The organism is Microbulbifer variabilis, assembly GCF_052468405.1.
This window is the reverse complement of record NZ_CP174343.1, coordinates 3,864,660-3,884,263: the sequence shown is the minus strand read 5'-3', so window position 1 is coordinate 3,884,263 and position 19,604 is coordinate 3,864,660. Positions and strand designations below refer to the sequence as shown.

13 protein-coding genes are annotated in these 19,604 nt (G+C 49.1%); 3 read left to right on the top strand and 10 right to left on the bottom strand.

The features are described from left to right. Positions 1-275: 275 nt before the first annotated feature. Complete coding sequence (locus ACJJJB_RS17535; protein WP_020414221.1) at positions 276-857, top strand: HdeD family acid-resistance protein; 582 nt, start codon at positions 276-278, stop codon at positions 855-857. Between the two features lie 104 nt (positions 858-961). Here ACJJJB_RS17535 and ACJJJB_RS17530 read toward each other — a convergent pair whose 3' ends face one another. Further along, positions 962-3,694 carry a M1 family metallopeptidase gene (locus ACJJJB_RS17530; RefSeq protein WP_445365238.1) on the bottom strand — a complete coding sequence of 911 codons (2,733 nt, stop codon included), beginning with the start codon at positions 3,692-3,694 and terminating at the stop codon, positions 962-964. A 137-nt stretch (positions 3,695-3,831) separates the two neighbouring features. Next, positions 3,832-5,382 (bottom strand): CocE/NonD family hydrolase, encoded by a 1,551-nt coding sequence (locus ACJJJB_RS17525; protein ID WP_020414223.1) that lies wholly within the window; start codon positions 5,380-5,382, stop codon positions 3,832-3,834. Positions 5,383-5,709: 327 nt separating this feature from the next. On the opposite strand from ACJJJB_RS17525, the gene ACJJJB_RS17520 reads away from it, so the two are divergent. Continuing rightward, positions 5,710-7,212, top strand: coding sequence for a hypothetical protein (locus ACJJJB_RS17520; protein WP_445365237.1), 1,503 nt, complete (start codon positions 5,710-5,712; stop codon positions 7,210-7,212). 234 nt (positions 7,213-7,446) lie between these two features. Then, on the top strand, positions 7,447-9,642 hold the full coding sequence (locus ACJJJB_RS17515) for a transporter substrate-binding domain-containing protein (protein ID WP_444946017.1): 2,196 nt from the start codon (positions 7,447-7,449) through the stop codon (positions 9,640-9,642). 27 nt (positions 9,643-9,669) lie between these two features. Here the strand turns inward: ACJJJB_RS17515 and ACJJJB_RS17510 are convergent, their stop codons facing one another. The 8 genes from ACJJJB_RS17510 to ACJJJB_RS17475 all read right to left on the bottom strand — a co-directional run bounded on the left by ACJJJB_RS17510 (position 9,670) and on the right by ACJJJB_RS17475 (position 18,967). Beyond that, complete coding sequence (locus ACJJJB_RS17510; RefSeq protein ID WP_020414226.1) at positions 9,670-10,044, bottom strand: RidA family protein; 375 nt, start codon at positions 10,042-10,044, stop codon at positions 9,670-9,672. A gap of 33 nt (positions 10,045-10,077) precedes the next feature. After that, the gene (locus tag ACJJJB_RS17505; RefSeq protein ID WP_444946018.1) at positions 10,078-11,106 is read right to left on the bottom strand and encodes a Kelch repeat-containing protein; all 1,029 of its coding nucleotides are present in this window, start codon (positions 11,104-11,106) and stop codon (positions 10,078-10,080) included. Positions 11,107-11,155: 49 nt separating this feature from the next. Further along, on the bottom strand, positions 11,156-11,617 hold the full coding sequence (locus ACJJJB_RS17500) for a GNAT family N-acetyltransferase (protein ID WP_444946019.1): 462 nt from the start codon (positions 11,615-11,617) through the stop codon (positions 11,156-11,158). Between the two features lie 155 nt (positions 11,618-11,772). Then, entirely contained in the window at positions 11,773-14,457 is a 2,685-nt protein-coding gene (pepN, locus tag ACJJJB_RS17495; RefSeq protein ID WP_445365236.1) for an aminopeptidase N, read from the bottom strand. 223 nt (positions 14,458-14,680) lie between these two features. Continuing rightward, positions 14,681-16,021, bottom strand: a complete 1,341-nt coding sequence (gene aptA, locus ACJJJB_RS17490; protein WP_020414230.1) for an omega-aminotransferase AptA — start codon at positions 16,019-16,021, stop codon at positions 14,681-14,683. 234 nt (positions 16,022-16,255) lie between these two features. Continuing rightward, positions 16,256-16,819, bottom strand: a complete 564-nt coding sequence (locus ACJJJB_RS17485) for a phosphoribosyltransferase (protein ID WP_020414231.1) — start codon at positions 16,817-16,819, stop codon at positions 16,256-16,258. A gap of 11 nt (positions 16,820-16,830) precedes the next feature. Then, entirely contained in the window at positions 16,831-18,180 is a 1,350-nt protein-coding gene (locus ACJJJB_RS17480; RefSeq protein WP_020414232.1) for an NCS2 family permease, read from the bottom strand. Between the two features lies 1 nt (position 18,181). Beyond that, positions 18,182-18,967 (bottom strand): outer membrane protein OmpK, encoded by a 786-nt coding sequence (locus ACJJJB_RS17475; protein ID WP_020414233.1) that lies wholly within the window; start codon positions 18,965-18,967, stop codon positions 18,182-18,184. Between the last annotated feature and the right edge of the window lie 637 nt (positions 18,968-19,604).

Genomic DNA, 19,604 nt, shown 5'->3' with positions numbered 1-19,604 from the left:
TTTGTCAGTTACGGCTACACTGGAAATAGCGGCCTGCGGCGCGATCTCAGTCTTTGCAGAGTCGACTGCATGGTCGCGCTCGTGGGCCGCCTCCCTCCTTATAGCCCTTATCCAATGGGTAGTTTTCCCAATGCTTTAAGTCTCCAGATTATGAGAAGGCAATTGGCTTTTTAGCATCTTTTTGCTGTTTTTCTGCGGAGATTTTCCCGAAAAACTGGTAGTCCATGGACTGTGGCGCTTAAATTAAAATAGATGTTCTACCCGGGGACTGCTCTATGTCCACTGATACTTCCTCTCTCCCCTCCGGGCCTATATTGCAGGTCCTCTCGGCCAATTGGTGGCTGCTGTTATTGCGCGGGTTAATTGCGGTAATTTTCGGGGTGCTAACTTTCATCTGGCCGGGATTATCCCTGCTGACCCTGGTTTTCCTATTTGGTATTTATGCTTTGTTGGATGGGATTTTCTCGCTGGTTGCGGCGGTGATGGGGAGACACAAGTCTACCCCCCTATGGTGGCTGATCGTCTCCGGTTTAATCAGCCTGGCAGCAGGGATAGTGACTTTTATGTATCCACAAATAACAGCGTTGGTACTGGTAATTTTTATTGGTGCCTGGGCCCTGGTTCGTGGAATTTTTGAGATTGTCGGTGCGATTCGCTTGCGCAAGGAAATTGACAATGAGTGGCTGCTGATTGCCATCGGTGTGCTTTCAGTAATCTTCGGTATTGCGATTCTGGTGAGTCCGGGGGCAGGCGCCTTGGCGCTGGTGTGGTTGATAGGAGCCTACGCAATTATTTTTGGTCTGCCGATGATTTGGCTGGCATTCCGACTACGTAAGCACAATAAAGGTGAATCCTGAAATTTGGGCAAGTTAGCCGGGAGAGTAATCCCCTCCCGGCACTGGCAGCAAAAATTTCCCTGCTATGAGGATATTTAATACTGTAATAAATTAGCGCGGCTGTATCAGATATTTTGGGCCAGGCCCACTGACCTCGGCAAAGCTTCCATCAAGGACTGCCCTTTTTTCTCCAGTGCCATACACAGCTGTATACGCTCTTCTGTCTGTGCCAGGCTGCGTTGGTAACCGGGAGTGAGAGCGCCGTGTTGAGCAAACAACTGCTGTAATTCCTGCAAGCGTTTTGCATCACAGAAAACGCCAGCAAAAGCCGGGGTGCGGCGACGAATTTGGGCCGGAATTTTATCCACAACCTTGTCAAAGTTATCGCGCAGCCACTGCCAGTTTTGTTCTTGTACTTCAGGTTGGGCCAGGGAGTACTGAATCAATGTGAAGGTTTCACGGGGTCCCATTTCTTCGCTGAGGGCCAACTTTTGCACGACTTCTAATTGCGAGGGACTGTCACTACTGCCAATGGCACTGGCGCTGGCATTCTCGAAGCGCGGATCATCCAACACGCCGCGTACTTTGATCAAGTGCGACAAAAAGTCATCACCAGCATCCTGTACGGCTACGGTCAACGCAGGACCATAGAGGTCGGAGTCCAGCGCTTCAGGGTCGCGGGTTGTTTTGTAACCGGTGAATGCAGTGGCTTTATCCACTAACTGCTTGCGCGTATCTGGATCGCCAGCGACCAATGCCATAAAGCCGAGCAGTTCACTGTGCAGCATTTGCTGATCGGGTTCAGCGCTGTTGGCACTGTTGTTTAGTAGCGGTAAATACAGGTTTTGAGCAAAGTTTAGGAATGCAGAGTGCTGCACTTCACCCAAGTAGCTCTCCCGATACTTGCGCAGGTAGTTTAGTGGCAAGGTGATGACCTGCCGTTTTTCTACTCTTGCAGATTGGCGTACAACTTCAAGTAACTGAGCTGCTGGCAGTTTTCCGGCCTCGAAGGCAGCAAAGGCGCTGTCGATAATGGACAGCTGTTCGGTGGGGGCGAATTCTGCAAAATGTTCGAGCAGGGCCTGCCACTGGGCTTCAGGCAAGTTCCAGCGATAATACCCGCTGCCCTGGGCGTTCGGCATTACCCAGCTCGGGCAGGTATTGACGGCAATATCCAGGGTTTCTTCTTTGCGGGTCAGTATCTGGCATTGCTGTTCACTGCCGGCACTGCTGAAGCAGAATGGGATGTTCCACTTTTGCCCGGTCTCTTCAATGGGAGAGCCCAGGGCTTTGTAGCGGCTTTGGCTTACATGCAGTTTTGCCTGGGACGGAGTTGTGCAATCCAGCAACAGCTCCAGCTGAGGTACACCCTTTTGCTCAACGAAACTGCGGAAAGCCTCTGTCAGTTCTGGAGTATTGGTCTCTTCGCCAATAACTTTGTAGAAGGATGGCGAGTCCGCTTCCCCATCACTAAAGGTTTCCAGGTAGCGCCCCAGGGCTGGACGAAAACGCTCGGCTCCAAAATAGCTGTCCACCATATTGATCACACCGAGACTCTTTGAATAGGTGATGGAGTCATAGGCGTTACGGATATTGTTGTTGTCAGTCACCGGTTCGCGAATAGCGCGAGTACTAGCCAGGGAATCCAACTGCATAGCGCCAATGGCGTAAGTCGCGGCATTCAGGTCGTGGCCACCTCCCGGCTCCATAATACGCAGCACCAAAGGTTCTCCCCAGGTGGCAAACCCTTCTTTCAACCACAAGTCGTCCCACCAGGGCGGAGTTACCTGGTTGCCAAACCACATATGGGCGATTTCATGGGCATGTACCTCCACCAGGGCCAGGCGGGCACCAGGGGCGGGATTATCACCTACCAGGATGCGCTGTTCGCGATAGGTGATGGCGGCAGATAACTCGGTAGCACCACTGGGCCATTGGGGTGCTGCGATGATGTCGAGTTTCTTGAAGGGGTAAGGGCGTTGTAGTTGGTTCTCGAAGGTTTCCACCATTTCGGGGGTGATATCGAGGATATAATTCATATCGCCACCACGGCCCTGGCGGGCAAAACCACGTAGTGGAATAGGCTCTTTGCGATATTTACTCGGTGGTATGGCCGGGCGCTCGACGATATCGAAGGGCCCTACCGATAGAGACAGCAAGTAGGTGGACATGGGGGGCGTAGCAGCAAAAGTCACCTTCTCCATGCCTTCACCAGCGGCTTCACGTTTTAGCTCGGGCCCATTACTAATAGCGGCATAGCCTTCAGGTACAGTCAGGCTGACAGAGAAGGTAGCCTTGAGGCCTGGCTCGTCAAAGCCAGGCAGGTACTTGCGCGCCTGGATCGACTCGGACTTGGCCAGGACATAGGCGCTGCCCTGCTCCTCAACCTTAAACAAGCCCGCCAGGTTGCGATCAAAGTCGGCACTGTAGTCAATAAGCAGTGTGAACTCGCCGGCGGGTAACAGTTCGGCAAATTCGATAGCGGCCACACCGCTGTCTAGTACCTGGCGATATTGAGCTGCGACTTCGCGCCCATCAGTCAACTGTGCCTTAATCACACTTACACCGAGGTTATTGCCATGTAGCCAGATATGGTTGGCAGCCTTGGCCAGCTGGATATCGATAGCGACACTGCCGCTAAAGGAATCCTGGCGAGGGTCCAGGTTGAGGTCTAGCCGGTAGGCGGTGGGGCTCACTCCCTGTGGCAATTTGCCCTCTGGGGCATCACTCAAGTCCAAGGTTACAGCCGAGGTGCTGGTCTGCAGTTCGGGTTTTTGCGCGGCCTTTTCTTCTGGATTGCAGCCGGCTACAGACAGTAAAGTCGCGGCCAACAGGGCAAGTGGTATCTTCTTGTTCATAGGGAGAGGGTACTTTGCCTAAAAAGAGGCCATTGTAACGGTTTGGCGAAAAATACGCCTAGTCCTGAAGTGGTTTGATCAACAGCGAGAAAAAAGCCCGGCCGGGAGATCTGCCGGGCTTGTTGCGGGAGGGTTTCTTACAGGTGCGGAACTGTCAGGCTGGAAACCTTACTGCTGCTATAAGGCACTGTGATGGTGTAGTTGGTGTCTTCCGGTTTCTTATAGATAGGGCCCTGGGTATCAATGGCCATAACTACACGGTGGCCGGCAGGTACGTTATAGCTGGTAGTAAATAACTCAACTTCGATTTTTTGCTTCTTGCCGGGCTGGTCGGTACGCACTGTAATTGGTGCATGGGTGATCAGGCGGCCAAGGCCAAAGAGGCTGACATCGTAGAGGTGTACGTTGAGTTGAACCTCTTCCTTACTGGGTTCAATCCACATTTCCAGCTTAGGAGCACCGCGGATTTGCAGGGTTTCTGATTGTCTTGGTGACTTGTACTCAATGGCATAGTAACCGTTGATCGCCATCATTGGCGCGTACACTGGGATACCAAAACCTTCGAGGGCATCGGAAATCAATGGGATACCGGTACCAGCAAAGGTATCCCAGCCCCCGTGGAATTCATTACTCCAGCTCCAGCCATCGTACTTGCCGCTCTCCATACTGCCACTGTTAAACATGGTGAAGCGTGGTTGCAGATACCAAGTGGTGCTCTCCTGGGTTACCGGATAGTCTTCATAGTGCTCCAGCTCATTACTGATGCGGACTGTCATATCCACTTTAGGCTCGCGGTTGATGCCGTTGTCTTCGCCTTTCAGGTGGTGATCGAACCAGCGGAAGCTGGTGGACCATATATGGCCATCGTTGCCAGAGAGGGTCTCGGTAATGGCGTGGGTGCCAGGATTCAGCATCAGCTTTTTGGGGCCCTCAAGCAGGGAGTAAAAGTCAGTCATGCTGTTGGGCTTAAACAGATAATCGGCAAAGTTATTAGATACCAGTACTGCAGTGCCGTTTTTGTTCAATTGGTCGATGTAGCTGATAGCCGAACGTTTGGCACCGAACTCGATGACCTGCTCCAAATTCTGACCGCTTCGGAGGTCATCCCAGACCTGTTCCAGTTCAGCTTCTTTGTCGAAAGCAGTAGTAACAAGCAAGCTACCCCAAACCAGGTTAACGGTCTCATTGGGGTAGAGGGCTTCAACTACGTCGGCCCAACCGGACAGGGCAGCTACCGCATCAATCCGAGGGTCTTGTGCCGCGCTTAGCAGGGAAATGCCACCTCCATAGGAAATACCGGCCATTCCCAGCTTACCTACAGAATAATTGGATTCTAACCAGTCGATCAGAACACCAACATCGGCAATACTGTTCTCCCCGGCTACGTCTACCAGGCCGCCCGAGTGGCCAAAGCCACGAGTGGAGTAGCTCAATACCAGATAGCCATTCTCTGCGAGCTCTTTGGCCTGGAAATGATATTGGCGTTTCTCAAGGCCCCAGCTGTTGGTGAAGATGACGGTGGGGTAGCCCTCTGCAGGTGCTGGGGTTTCAGGCACAAACAAATTGGCATCGAGTACAGTTCCATCAAAAGAGGTAATATCCAGATCGGAAATATATTCGGGTGCCGACCAGGCATGGGCTGACATCAAGGCGCCGCCAAGCAGCGCCAGTAGTGGTGCAGTTTTCATTATGTTTCTCTCATCAAAGCAGATTAATTATTATTTTTTTGACCATTTTTTAGAAAATGGTCAACAGCGCAATATATAGAAGCTTGTCCTCTATTTGTATGCCAGAAGGGCCAAAATTGAGACGTTTGTCTCTTAGTTTGTCGTTATCCCCTCCAGTTTTTCTGCAACTTGACTACTGAATACCCTGTCCGGCAAGTCACAAAAAAACATGAAAGGTGATGTTTTGTGATCAAGTTGTTCTTTTTTTAATCAATTAAAAGCGGTAGTGTATGGGCTTCACTATTTGACCATGGAGGGCTTCATTAACAACGACTGGTGGCCCGAACTATGGTTTCTCGCGCAGCTGTTTTTTTAGTACTTTGTTTCGGATTTGTACTGACCGCCAATGCTGCTCCCCGCTACCTGGGGGAGGAAATTTGGTATGAAGTGGATAGTGAAAATTTTCGAGTCATTACCGATGGTGATCCCAAAGCGGTAAAGACCCTGGTCGCTGACCTGGAACGCTATCGCGCAGTGGCTACAGAGCTTCTGGAGGTAGATCCAAATACCCCAAAACTCACCATTTATGCGGCGGGGGACAGGGATACTTATGCTGGATTGGTGGGTGCTGAACTAGCTGAAATGACTAACGGCCTGTTCGATACTTCCGCCGAAGGTAGCTATGCCCTGGTGAATCTGGATGGCCGCAGCATAAAGAAGCAACTTAAGGCCCGTGAATTCCTTTTCCACGAGTACACCCACTTCCTTTCCTATAACGGCAATACCATCCATTTCCCCTATTGGTACAGCGAGGGCTTTGCCGAGTTTATGGCAACCATGTCTTTCCCCAAGGAAGGCCGCTATGAGCTGGGTGAAATCCCGCAGGAACGCGCTCAAACCTTGATGTATGCAGGCCTGATGCCCCTGGATAGGCTCTTGCGTGCAACTGTTTATAACACCGATGCCGAGGAGAAAGCCGATGTGTATGCCAGCGGTTGGCTCTTGTCCCACTGGCTGATGATGGAGGGAGATAAGTCGGAAGAATTTAAGCAGTTCGTCAAAGCCTATAACGACGGCGCTGACCCGGTGAAATCACTGGAGAAGGCCCTGGGCATGTCGGTTAAAGAGCTTGAAAAAGCATATGTTGCTGCGTTCGATTCTGGTGAATATGAAGTGGTTAGTGGTGAGATCCCCGCGCACTTCAAAGAGGCCAAGCCTAAAGTCAAACGTCTGCCCAAGCGTGAATCCGTGAATATCCTGGCCGGGTTTATCGCCCAGTCTGGTTACAACCTGCAGGCCCTGGATGACCTTCTTTCCTATGCGTACCACGCGGGCATTTACAGCACCCAACTGGCCGCTATTAAAGCCAGTGCGGATCTGCGCATAGGGGATTTCCCCCAAGCCAGCCACTTACTCGCCAGCGTGCCTCGCAGCGATCGCCAGCAGCCCTGGTACTTGAGTGCGCACGCGTGGTTGACGGTTAACCAACAGGCTACGGTTCCAAACCATGCGCGTGACCTTCGCAGTCTGAAAAAATCCCGTGAGGAATTTAAATACCTGGTAGACAAAGAACCGGAAAATGCCTCCCATTGGTTCGGCCTGGCAATGGCTATGGAAATGCTGGGTTACCCCCGGGAAGAGTATTTGGAAAAGCTGGAGCAGGCCTATATTCGTGCACCTCGTGAGCTGCATATTGCCCAGTGGCTGGCTGAAGAGCTATACCAACAGAAAGATGCGGAGTACTTTGCGAAAGTGGCAAAACCGCTGATGTTCGAACTCCCTGATGAGGATGAGAACAAACAAATAAAAATGAGATTGGCGGAGCTACAGGGCAAACCTAAATCCATCTAATAAAAATAAGAGGCTCATCGAATAAGAGAGGGCTTGTCACTCCGTGTAAGAGACAACCTACATTCGCCAACGTATATTTGCCCGGCAATTGAGTTTGCCGGGCTTTTTTTTGGGGGGATCTTTCACCCTAAGCTGGTACGATTTACCTAACAGCGGCCGCTCCAGATGGCGAAGCGCAAACTGCAGCGCGCAGGAAGCGTAGTACGATGCCTAATAAAAGCTAAAAGGTGCACTGTGCAAAGAAGATTGCTTTTTATTTTCCTTTTACTGACCTCACTATTTCTGCTTTTAGGTTGTGAGCAGCGACAGGCCTCTGTCGATGACACTGCCGACACTGATCTGGCAATTTCCCAACAGCCTGCGCCAAATCAGCAGCAAACACAGCTGGTAGAAGCTCCGGTTTTTGAAAACTATGTAGACCTGGGGGATATGCCTGCTTTGAAGGAGAGAGGCGTCCTGCGTCTGCTTGCGCCGAGGGGGCCCCAAGAGGGCTCGCTGCCGCGTATTGGGCTACCTATGAGTGAATGGAGGGAGTTAGCGGAAAAGTTTGCCCACAGTCGGGGCCTTCAACCTCAATGGGTGTATGTGGACAACTTCGCGCAACTGATTCCGGCACTTATTGAAGGTCGTGGCGATGTCATTGCCAGCAATTTTTCCCGAACGCAGGAGCGAAAGGCTGTGGTTTCCTTTACACGCCCCCTGCAGTTTGTCAGTGAGTTATTGGTAACCCGGCGGGATAATGGGTTACAACCCGTGCCGAATAGGCCATTACAGGTTGCTGTGAGGCGTGGCAGCGCCTTTGCTGAGACGTTGATTCATAGCGAGGATGCGCAGAATTATAAAGTTACCTATCTGGATGGCCCGGTAGAGCATGAAGAGCTGCTAACCGCCGTAGCCGAGGGGAGATATCAGGCGACTGTCATTGACAGCAACCAGGTTAATGCGTTTCTTCCAGCTTATCCACAACTGACCAGTAGTTCCAAGCTCAACTCTGAACGAGCTATCGCCTGGGCGGTGCGACGTGATTCTGTGGCCCTCCGTCGAGAACTGAATGAATTTTTTACGGCTGAATTGGTATTGGCCAGCCAGAAGAGGGAGCAGGCTCTGCGTGATTGGCAGGAGATCCTGGAGAGTGGAACCTTGAGAGTGCTCACTCGTAATCATCCCGCCTCTTACTTTATTTGGCGCGGTGAATTAATGGGGTTCGATTATGATTTACTGAAGAAATTTGCCCGTGATCATAAGCTGCGTCTCAGCATGATAGTGCCAGATCCGGATATGGACCTAGCTGATGCGCTACAGGCAGGAATGGGAGATATGATTGCAGCATCTCTCACAATTACCGAGGGTCGGCGTCAACAGGGGTTAGTATTTTCCCGACCAGTTATGGCAGTCAAGGAGTTGTTGGTGGCCGGTCCCCAAGGCGCAAGTGAAAATAACAACTTGACACTGGAGGAGTTGCTGGCCGGGCAGATAGTGGCGGTAAATCCGCAAACCAGTTATCACGATAGCCTGGTGAAATTACTGCAAAAACAGCATGCACAGGAGCTGCTACCACTACAGATAAAACGTATTGAAGGCGTTACAACGGAATTTCTCATTGATTCTGTGGCCAGCGGAGCTTTCCCCTACACTGTTGTCGATTCACATCTCGTGGCAATTGAAAGCACTTATCGTAACGATTTTAGAGTAGTCGGCGAACTTCCTGGTGATCGCGATATCGCTTGGGCTGTTCGTGCTAAGCAACCGGTGTTATTGGAGCACTTGAATACGTTCTTAGAAAAACATAATCGTGACCTGTTTTTCAATGTTACCTATAACAAGTATTTTAAAGAACAGAAGCGTATCCTTAAGCATCAGGGACAGCGCCTGCGCAGCACGGATGTATTATCGCCATTTGATCCTATAGTGCAAAAATATACTCAAAATACTGACCGCGACTGGCGAATGGTGGTCGCGCAAATGTATCAGGAAAGCCAATTTAATCCTCAGGCACGTTCATTTGCCGGGGCCCAGGGGTTGATGCAGGTACTTCCTCGCACAGCCCGCCAGCTGGGTATTGGTAATTTATATGATCCGGAAAATGGCATTCGAGCAGGTGTATCCTACCTGGATTGGCTGGATGATCGCTTCCCGCAAAACCTACCTCTCGACCAGAAAATCTATTTCACCCTGGCTTCCTATAATGCGGGCCATGGTCATGTGAGAGATGCCAGAAATCTTGCCCAGAGGCTGGAACTGGACCCTAACCAGTGGTTTGGGCACGTTGAGGAGGCCATGCTACTTTTGTCTCAACCTGAGTATTATCGAAGCAGTCGATTTGGCTATGTGCGTGGTAGGGAGCCGGTAAATTATGTGCGGGAAATCAGGGACAGATATATTGGGTACCTAGGTGTTGAGCGTAACCAGTACTATATGGATACACAATAGCAGCCCCTGACCTCCCCGCAGAACGGTTTATGCTATTGCCGCTACCGCTTCAATTTCTATTTTAAGGTCTGCATGCACCAGATTGGAAACCTCTACCAATGAGCAGGCGGGATAGTGACTGTCATAAAAAGAAAATAACTCCTCTCGGATTATACCTAATTTGTCTATCTCTTTTATAAAAATTGTAAGCTTAATTAGGTCTGACTTAGTAAGCCCTTCATAATCCAGAACTTTTTTTAATTGAGAGAGAATTTCTCGTATTTGCTCAGTTAAGTCTTCAGCCTGAGCGTCAGTACCCATGGCCGTAAGGCCGGAGATATAAAGACTCTTTTCATGAATGACTGCATGAGTCATTGGGCCTTTTGGTTTTGGTAGGAAAGGGTAATCTCTTCTACTTAACATAGTTCTTCCTTCGGGATCTAGTGATAAAATCAGTTATTCTCTCCAGCTCAATTTTACCATGGAACCAAGTGTATCCTGTGGGCCTACTTTGGCGGCGCCGCCAATAATATAGAGGTTGTTACCTATAGTAGCGGCGCCATGACCATGACGTGTTTCATTGAGTTTCGCTTCTTTACCCCACTGATCGCTGAGTGGATCATAGATCCAAATAGCACTGGATACCGTACCTGTCTTCCAGTTGCCATTAGGGCCAAATGCCTCCCCTCCGGTAACGACGATTTTTCCGTTAAGTGGCGTTGCAGTAAGACCAGCAAGTGCTTGTGGCAGTGGCCTTATCTTTTCCCATTTGTCAAGATTGGAGTCATAAACTTCAAAATACGAAAGATTTTTAGCTTTTTTTGTGCTGTCGCCAACCTGCCGACCACCCACAACATAAATTCTGTTATTGAGACCTGCACCTGCTGCTGAGTTCCTATTGATACTTGGGGGTGCCGCTGTTTCCCAGTGTTTATTATCAACTAATAGATAGTGCTTTTTGCTGTCTCGGTTTTTGGATTCAGAATTGGGGGACTTTCCACCAATAACATGGATTTTCTCCAAGAGTGAGACATGCACACTTTCCGCTATTGGTACTGGAAGTGATGGTGCAGAGCTCCACTGCTCTTTTGCCTCGGATAGCCTCCAAACAGTCTTTTGGGGCTGCCAGGCGTTCCCTTTTTTTCCAGTGAATCCACCAATAGCGTATAGGTATTTTGAGTTGCTGGCCATGCCGAGGTGGTGCCTCGGAGCGGGAAGTGATGGTCCAGTTCGCCATTTTTGCAGTTTAGGGGAAAAAATGTAGTTCTCCTCTGACGGAGAAAGGCCGAAAAAAGCGGGAGTGGTTGACGGAATAAAGCCACCGGCAACATAGATTTCATTATTAAAGACGGCGGGATAAATTTCTTGTATAGGCGTTTTCAGCCCGGGCATTTGACTTAAAAAAGGAATTGATTTCTCAATTGCTAACGAGTTGTTAACACTGATCCCAGCAAACACCAGAGGTGAAAATCCTGTGAATTTCAAAAAATCTCTTCTGGAAATAGGCATAATTATTATTAATAGATAATGGTATTTATAATTTTTTACAGAAAAACAAGCTGTGTGGGTCTCTTTTATAGTTGGCAAACGGTGCACAAGGCTCAAAACCATACCGCTGGTAAAGTGCCACTGCGGGTGCAAATGCTGCGCCGCTTCCGGTTTCCAGCTTAACTTCTTTATAGTTCCGAAGCCTGGCTTCTTTAAGTATTTCTTCCAGTACTGCCTTGGCAACGCCAATACGCAGGAAGGACTGACTAGTTTTCATCGATTTTAACTCCCCTTGGAATTGTGCGATTTCCTTGAGGGCTCCACATCCGGCCAGAGTTCCATTAATACGTGCACTCCAGAAGGTAATGGTTGAATCCTGCAAGGCTTTTGGGTCCAATGCATGAACACTTTCAGCTGGGGAGTGCCTATACATTTCCTGTAGGTGAGAGTTCAAGAGCTTAGCAATAGCTCCATCAACAAGATTATCTTTTTCTACAAAAATTTTCATACCTGAAATCCTTTACCTTTTTCAGGGAGTGTACCGCTAGATATAAGCTGAGGACTAATTTTATATCAGTTCGATAATCCAATTGAATAAAAAAGGGCTCTGAGAGCCCTTAAAATAATTTTAGCTGGCAAGTTGTGTGATTAGGGTCAACCTTGCTACCGTTTTACTAAAGCCTGCCCCATTTTGATGCAACGCTCGCTGGTATAGCGATGATTTTTTAATGCCTTGACCAGCGTAGGTTTGAGCTGTTGTTTTTCCTTCAGAGTATCGCTAAGTTTTTGGGCGCCTTCTTTCGAGCACATAAGGGGGAGCATATATGCATAGATACTAATTAACTCTGAGGAATCTTCATTATTGATCTGATCTAAAGCTGAAAATATTCGCTCGCTATTAGTGTTGAAAAGCTCAATCTGTTCTGAGGTAAACAGAGATGAAGTGGCTGTACGAAGTTCGCTCAACTTGAACTTATCTCTATTTAGGATCAAGTTATCTAACCATTTCTGTTTAACTGCCGGTGAGGGCCTAACGGCTTCAGCCGCTATAGCATTGAGCTTTGATCGGTCAGAGTTGTCTTGTTTCAACTCTCGGGCAATGGCTTTTTCATAGTCGGCAAAAAGATAACGGTTCTGCAAGCTTATTAGTTCCCAGCGCATATCTGGATCTAGTTTTAAACCTTTAACGGAGAGCTCCCCCATTAACAACTGTTTGGCATTATCCAGTGCTGCATTAGAGTGGGCTACATTGGTAAAAGTATCAAACCAAACTTTCTGCTGGTCACTACTGCTGGCCGCTTTTTGAAGTTGTGTCCAGACAAAGTCTTCGATCGCCTGTTGTAGTTCGTTGCGGCGCTCTTTTCCGACCGGAATTTGGTTAAGGTAGCTGTAGACAAAACTTAAATAGCGGGCATTGAGCCGGATGGCGTTAATATCCTGTTCCACTGCGCCATTGCTGATAATAAAGCTGATATATTCATCTAAAGGAAGTTTTGTATCATAAGTGCTATCAAACAGACTTTGCCACATCATAAGACGAGCAAAAGGCTGCTGGATAGCATTAATATGCTGAGCCATATTCTTCAGCGTTACCGAATCCAGATTTACTTTCACAAAAGCCCAGTCCCCCTCATTGGGGTAGAGAATTTGCGGGCAGGGCAGCCCTTTGGCATCTTCCACATTAGTTTTGGCACTACTATATAGTACTGGCAAGGTGGCGAAGCGCTTCATATTTTCGCCATCCATACGATAGAGGCCAAGTTGCGTACGCTGTTCTCGTAAGGTGGGATACTCTTGCGGTGCAGTCTGAGTGAGGGTCAAATGACTAATCTGGTTATTTTCACATTGAAAGCTGGCTTCGATGGTATTGAGACCAGCTTGGTAAAGCCATTGCTGTTGCCAGATATCTAAATTAACCCCGGAGGCTTTTCCCAGATGCCCCATGAAGTCGTCAAGTGTTGAGTTTTGGTAGGAGAGCTCTTTCAGGTAATTGCTGACCCCTTTACGGAACTCCTCTTTTCCCAGATAGTAGGGTAGCTGCTTCAACACCGAGCCACCTTTACCGTAGGTAATACCATCGAAGTTGGCAAAGGCTTCATCAGTATTCTTGACGGGCAGCTGGATAGCGTGGGTGGTGGGGCGTTGATCCGAGTGGTAGGCCCACTGTTTGGTACCCAGATAAAAATTCTCCCAGGCATTGGTAAACTCACTGTTCTCCGCCAGGGCCAGGTTAGCCATATAAGTGGCGAAACTCTCATTGAGCCATAGATCATCCCACCAGTTCATGGTTACTAGGTTGCCAAACCATTGGTGAGCCAGCTCATGGGCAATGACATTTGCCAGGCCCATACGCTGTGCCTGGGTTTTTTCCCCGCGTGAAACATAGGCGTCATTAAAAGTAACTGAACCTACGTTTTCCATGGCACCGGCGTTAAAGTCAGGAACAAGGATCTGGTCGTATTTTTTGAAAGGGTAATCTATTTCAAAATATGGCTGGAAGAACTCAAAGGATTGCTTGGTAAAAGTAAACCAATCTTCGGTTTTAACATACTCTGCCAGGCTTTGGCGGGCCATCAGGCGTAGTGGTATGCCGGCAGCATCATCTTCCCAGATATGGTATGGGCCTGCATGAAGAGAAAAAATATAGGAGGAAAATTTTTGCGACTGAGGGAAAAACCAATGCTTCAGCTCTCCTTGCTCCTCTACTCGACTTTCCCTCTCCGCGCTGATAACTACCCAGTCTTTTGGAGCAGTAACATCCAGAGTGTAACGAGCTTTTAGATTTGGTTGATCGAAGTGTGGGAAAAGCCGGTTGGCATCATAGGGCTCAAAGTCAGTATACATATAGACTTTGCCATCTTTTGGATCTTCGAAGCGGTGTAGTCCGGAGCCATTATTGGAATAGGGGTGTTGATAGTTCACTGTAATTGCGTGCTGTCGATTTGGCAGGTGCAATATGGGAACGGTAATGAAGTGGCCGTTATATTCGAACGGAGTTTCTTTGCCATCAACTTTTACCGATTCGACTTTACCACCGGCAAAATCAATAGTGAGAGGCTGCTGTAAAGCTTTTTTGAACTGGATATCAGCGTGTACGGTACCAAAATAACTTTCACCAGTACCATCCAGGTTGACACTCAAGCGGTAATCAACCTCGACCACCTGTTGTTTACGTAATTTGGCATATTCTTCAGAGAGGCCCGATATATTGGCCCTGTGTACCGGCACATAAGTAGTTTCCTTCTGTGCTTGTAAAGTGCTGGATTCCTGGCCGCAGGCGGCCAGTATAGCTGTGCATAGCAGAGCAGCAGTGAGCTTGGGCGGCATCAGCTTACTGGTTTTGATCATTGTATTCTCACGTCTTACTTTTTGTTGCTTTTGTTTTACGAATAGTAGGTGTTCCGCTCATTCCAGCATGTGTGATATAGCTAGGGCCAAATTTTTTTTGGGAGCGCCAAATGTCATTGTACAAGGGGGGTAGTTATTACAGTTCCAGCAGCCAGGGTTGTGCGCTGAGGTGTCGGACTTGTGCGGTAGGCTGATGAGGAATAAGGTCAATGTTGAGAAAGGGCTATTTGCCATTGGCTACTTCGAGGATGGATTCTGCTAGGGCATTGACTAAACCATCGATTTCCTCGCTACTGGAAATGAAAGGCATTCCCAGTTGAATCGTGTCTCCTCCATAGCGGATATAGAAGCCCTTACTCCACATTTTCATCGCAATTCGAAAGGGGTGCAGTAGAGGCTCACCAGGAGCAGGTTGAATGGTTAGGCCCGCGGCCAGTCCGCAATTGCGGATATCATGGATCAGGGGGAGTCCTTTGAGCTGGTGAATATACTTCTCAAGCTCATAAGCAAGTTCGGCGGACCGTTTGAACAGGTCCTCCTGCTTGAGGATATTCAAAGTTGCCAGCGCAGAGGCACAGGCTACAGGGTGGCCTGAGTAAGTGTAACCATGGGGTAATTCAAGTTGATAGTCTGGCCCCGCTTTTTCCATAAATGTATCGTATATACCCTGCTGTACTGCGACGGCACCCATAGGAAAAGCGCCATTGGTAAGCTGTTTAGCGGTATTCAGAATATCCGGCACAACCCCGAAAAACTCGGCTCCAGTGGCTGTCCCCATTCTGCCAAAGGCGGTGATAACCTCATCAAAAATCAACAATATCTGGTGTTCGTTGCAGATATCGCGCAGGCGTTGCAAATAGCCCTCAGGGGGTGGAAGTACACCGGCCGAGCCGGCCATAGGCTCAACAATTACCGCTGCTATATTGCTGGCATCGTGCAGGGCAATTAAATCGAGTAACTCATCAGCTAAATGTGATCCCTGTTGTGGCTGTCCACGGCAAAAGCGGTTATCTGGCAAAAGGGTATGTGACAAATGGTCGGAATCGAGTGTGGGGCCAAACATTGCCCGATTGGCACCTATACCACCCACGCTGATTCCACCGAAATTAACCCCGTGATAGCCTTTTATCCGACCGATAAGCTTGGTTTTTGCCGCTAAGCCCCTTTTGCGCCAATAGGCGCGAGCAATTTTCAATGAAGTTTCTGCTGATTCTGAGCCCGAATTAGTAAAAAAAATACGGTTCAGGCCCACAGGCATAAATTGGGTGATTCGCTCAGCTAGTTGAAAAGATAAAGGGTGGCCAAACTGAAATGCAGGGGCATAGTCGAGAGTTTTTAGTTGGCGATTAATTGCCTCGGTAATCTCTGGACGATTGTGTCCAGCGCCACAAGTCCAAAGCCCCGAGAGCCCATCAAAGATTGGACGACCATCGGCACTGGTGAAGTAACAGCCCTCAGCAGCAATGATTATTCGGGGATCCCGTTTAAATTGACGGTTGCCTGTGTAGGGCATCCAATGGGAATCGAGTTGTGTCTGGGTTAGCCCTGCGAGTTTGTCGTTCATTTTTATTTTCCGACTTCTGCTCTATTAAATTAATTCTGGACCAAATTTTCTATTTAATAAATTGCCTGAAACTAACTTTAGTTTCATAAGCGGGCGCTATTAAGAAAGGTTTGGAGTATGGGCGTGGTGGGGTAGGGCTTGATTGCCGCTGGGAGGCACTACTGGGAGGTTAGGGGGGCAGGTGTTGCAGGGAAGTAAAAGATCCGGGGGCTCGGCCCCCGGTCTTGGCCGTGGTTAAACGGCGGTGGCAATCCGGTCTACATAGGGCGCCAGTTCTGGTTTGTTCTCCAGGATTTCTTCCCTGGAGAGGCCGTCAATTTCATGTGGGAAAACCAGCCACTCTTCAGTTTTGTGGATAAAGTAGTCTGGCACACGTTTAGCCTTATTGTTTTTAGGCTTGTAGTAAGGTGTGGCAATTCGAATTTCCGGTGTATTCTTTTTACAGGCCGCACGCAGATCTTCGATAGTTTGCTCAATACTCAGGCCAGAATCGTGCACATCGTCCACGATTAATAGGGAGTCGTGTGACTCAAGGCGCTTGATCAGATAGTTTAAGCCATGAACGCGAACCTTCTTGTCACGCTCGCCGATGCCGAGGTAGGACGAAGTCCGGATTGCGATATGGTCTGCATCCACACCCATCACGTGCAGCAATTCCTGTACTGCGATACCAACCGGAGCGCCACCACGCCATACACCGACAATATAATTGGGGCGAAAGCCGCTTTGATAGATCTGTTCCGCAAGCGCGTAGGAATCCGTTAAGAGTTGCTGTGCGCTGATAAAGTGCTTTTTCATCTATGTACCCCTCAGAAAAAGGCGAACTTGGCAACAAAGAGTGCCGCTAACACGTAGACACTGATACTGACGTCTTTACTGCGCCCACTCAGTGTTTTAATGACTGCGTAGGCGATAAAGCCCAATGCAATACCGTGGGCGATAGAGAAAGACAGCGGCATCATAACCGCAGCAATCACTGCTGGGGCGGCTTCAGTGATGTCATCCCAATCGATAGAAGACAGGCCGGAAGTCATCAGGACACCAACGTACAGCAGAGCCCCGGCGGTTGCATAAGCGGGAATCATGCCGATCAGTGGTGAGAAGAAGGTTGCCAGCAAAAACAGTACGGCACAAACCACAGCGGTTAGACCGGTGCGTCCACCAGCAGTGATACCAGCGGTACTCTCTACATAACAAGTGGTGGTTGAGGAGCCTAAAACAGAGCCGACCACAGAGGCGGAACTGTCGGCCATCAGGGCTTTGCCCATACCCGGAAGCTTACCGTTTTTGTCCAACAGCTTGGCCCGGTCAGAAACACTCAGAAGGGTGCCTGCGGTATCAAACAAGTCTACAAACAGGAAAGCGAAAATTACGCTGATCATGCCAACTTCGAAGGCACCGGCAATATCCAGTTCGAGGTAGGTGGGTGCCAGGCTCGGCGGCGCGGATACCAGGCCAGTGAACTCAACCTTGCCGATTGCCAGCGCAATAATTGTTACGGCGAGAATACCGATCATCACGGAGCCGAGCATACGGCGGTAAGAGAGGGCCACGATAATAAAGAAGCCCAGAGCTGCGAGCATGGCTTCAATAGATTTGAGATCCCCGAGTGTTACCAGAGTAGCCGGGCTCGCAACAACAATACCTGCGCTTTTCAAAGCGATAATGGCCAGGAACAGGCCAATGCCGGCGGCAAGTGACTGCCGTAGGGAAAGAGGAATACTGTCAATAATCCATTCCCGCAACTTAAAGATACTGAGTAGCAGGAATACCACCCCTGATATAAACACTGCACCCAGGGCCACCTGCCAGCTGTAACCCATCTCGCCGACTACTACGTAGGCGAAGAAGGCGTTTAGTCCCATTCCAGGTGCCAGGGCAATTGGATAGTTAGCGTAAAGTCCCATAATCAGGCAACCAATCGCTGCGGCCAGACAGGTCGCCATAAATACGGCGCCTTTATCCATGCCGGCAGCCGCCAGGATATTGGGGTTTACAAAAATGATGTAAGCCATGGTTAGGAATGTGGTAACGCCGGCAATCACTTCCCGACGAACATTCGTTTGGCGCTCGGACAGCTTAAACAGCTTTTCCAGCAGAGGGGCCTGGGAGATGCCAGACCCTGTGGTCGCCGATGTTTGGATATCAGTGGGTTTCATATCAGAAGTGGTACTTTACTAACAGGTTTACGTTACGCTCATTGGAATCAACCCCGAAGGAACCATCTTTGATTCCAAACTTGTCATTCCAATGTACATATTCGATACCGGCATATAGGGCTTTAGGCTCGCCCCAATTGGCACCTACATCCCACTTCAGCTGGGAAGTAAAGTTCATGCTGGGGTGTGCATCCTCAGAAGCACTGGTCCAATCAATAAAGCCGTCATACACGAAGCTGGCATCACCCAGGCTAAACGGCATGGCCCAAACGAGGGTCAGCTGTTCGTTGCTGGCTTTGTCGTCGTTGTCGCGGCGATATGCATTCACTTGCACAAAGGAGAATCCTGGAACTGCCACATCGAAACCAAGGCCTACAAGGGTATTGGTGAAATGCGGGCCGGTAGCAGTGAGGCCGTCCGGGTCATCCATATTGCCCAGTTCAACGGTGGAAGCTACTAGTACGTCGGTCACAGGTCCCCAGGCCAGCTCACGGCCACTGAGCTTCCCCAGGCTTAGGCGGGGTGAAATTTCAGCGTAAAGTTCATTGGAACCTTCTTCTGAGTCCAGGTAGTCGGCAAAGATAAATAGATCGCCCCAACTATGGCCGCTGGCGTGCTCAAAAGTTACTACGGAACGCTCGGAATCATCCGTCGAAAGGCTGTAGTTCACTTCATAGTTGCGGCCATACAGCAGGCTCAGACTGTTGTCGCTCCAGGTCATTTCAGCTTGGGCAGCTACAGACAACAGGCCGGTAGCCATTAGTAGCAGGGGCTTGGTTGGTTTCATTCTATTACCTCTGTTACGGCGACAGGCGGAAACCGCACTGGCGGCCGACATTCCAATCGGCGGAGTTGGTTAAAAAATAGTCGCGGAATGTACCAGAATTTACCGACTGTTTTCCAGTATTTTTTTTGCAGCATTTGCGGCTTTAAAACAGAGGGAAAGCAAATCTGTACCAACGAAATCCGTAATAGAAAAATAAAGTTATCTTTTACTGCTCTCACATACGAGGAGTGGAAAAAAGGTCTAGTGAGGAGTTGGTCTGATTACCAGGGTAGTTAGGTTCGCGGTGATTGATTCAGGTCTTGACCAGCTGGTTTCATTTGTAAAGGTTTATAGAGTAAAAGCACCAAGTTGGTGCACTTATGAATAGTTTCTTTACATAAAGGAAGGAGGAGGGATTTTTGGCCGAGATTCTATAGAAGTTCCCATCAATTAGGGGCTGCCCTTTTGAAATATAAATATTGGTGGGGAGATTGACTTAGAGTTCTTTAGTGAAGACTTTATCGGTTATTCCTCGAAACACTTGTGTTACAGTGCACCCCTCATTTAGGAGGATTTTTCAAAGCTTGCTTATTGGCTGTGACCTAGATTTAGTTGTCGGTGATTTTTTGATCATAGGTGGTCTCTGCGCTTACCACTC

Coding starts and splice junctions, on each gene's coding strand:
- ACJJJB_RS17535 (WP_020414221.1), top strand. CDS start 276: ATGTCCACTGATACTTCCTCTCTCCCCTCCGGGCCTATATTGCAGGTC.
- ACJJJB_RS17530 (WP_445365238.1), bottom strand. CDS start 3,694: ATGAACAAGAAGATACCACTTGCCCTGTTGGCCGCGACTTTACTGTCT.
- ACJJJB_RS17525 (WP_020414223.1), bottom strand. CDS start 5,382: ATGAAAACTGCACCACTACTGGCGCTGCTTGGCGGCGCCTTGATGTCA.
- ACJJJB_RS17520 (WP_445365237.1), top strand. CDS start 5,710: ATGGTTTCTCGCGCAGCTGTTTTTTTAGTACTTTGTTTCGGATTTGTA.
- ACJJJB_RS17510 (WP_020414226.1), bottom strand. CDS start 10,044: ATGTTAAGTAGAAGAGATTACCCTTTCCTACCAAAACCAAAAGGCCCA.
- ACJJJB_RS17500 (WP_444946019.1), bottom strand. CDS start 11,617: ATGAAAATTTTTGTAGAAAAAGATAATCTTGTTGATGGAGCTATTGCT.
- pepN (WP_445365236.1), bottom strand. CDS start 14,457: ATGATCAAAACCAGTAAGCTGATGCCGCCCAAGCTCACTGCTGCTCTG.
- aptA (WP_020414230.1), bottom strand. CDS start 16,021: ATGAACGACAAACTCGCAGGGCTAACCCAGACACAACTCGATTCCCAT.
- ACJJJB_RS17485 (WP_020414231.1), bottom strand. CDS start 16,819: ATGAAAAAGCACTTTATCAGCGCACAGCAACTCTTAACGGATTCCTAC.
- ACJJJB_RS17480 (WP_020414232.1), bottom strand. CDS start 18,180: ATGAAACCCACTGATATCCAAACATCGGCGACCACAGGGTCTGGCATC.
- ACJJJB_RS17475 (WP_020414233.1), bottom strand. CDS start 18,967: ATGAAACCAACCAAGCCCCTGCTACTAATGGCTACCGGCCTGTTGTCT.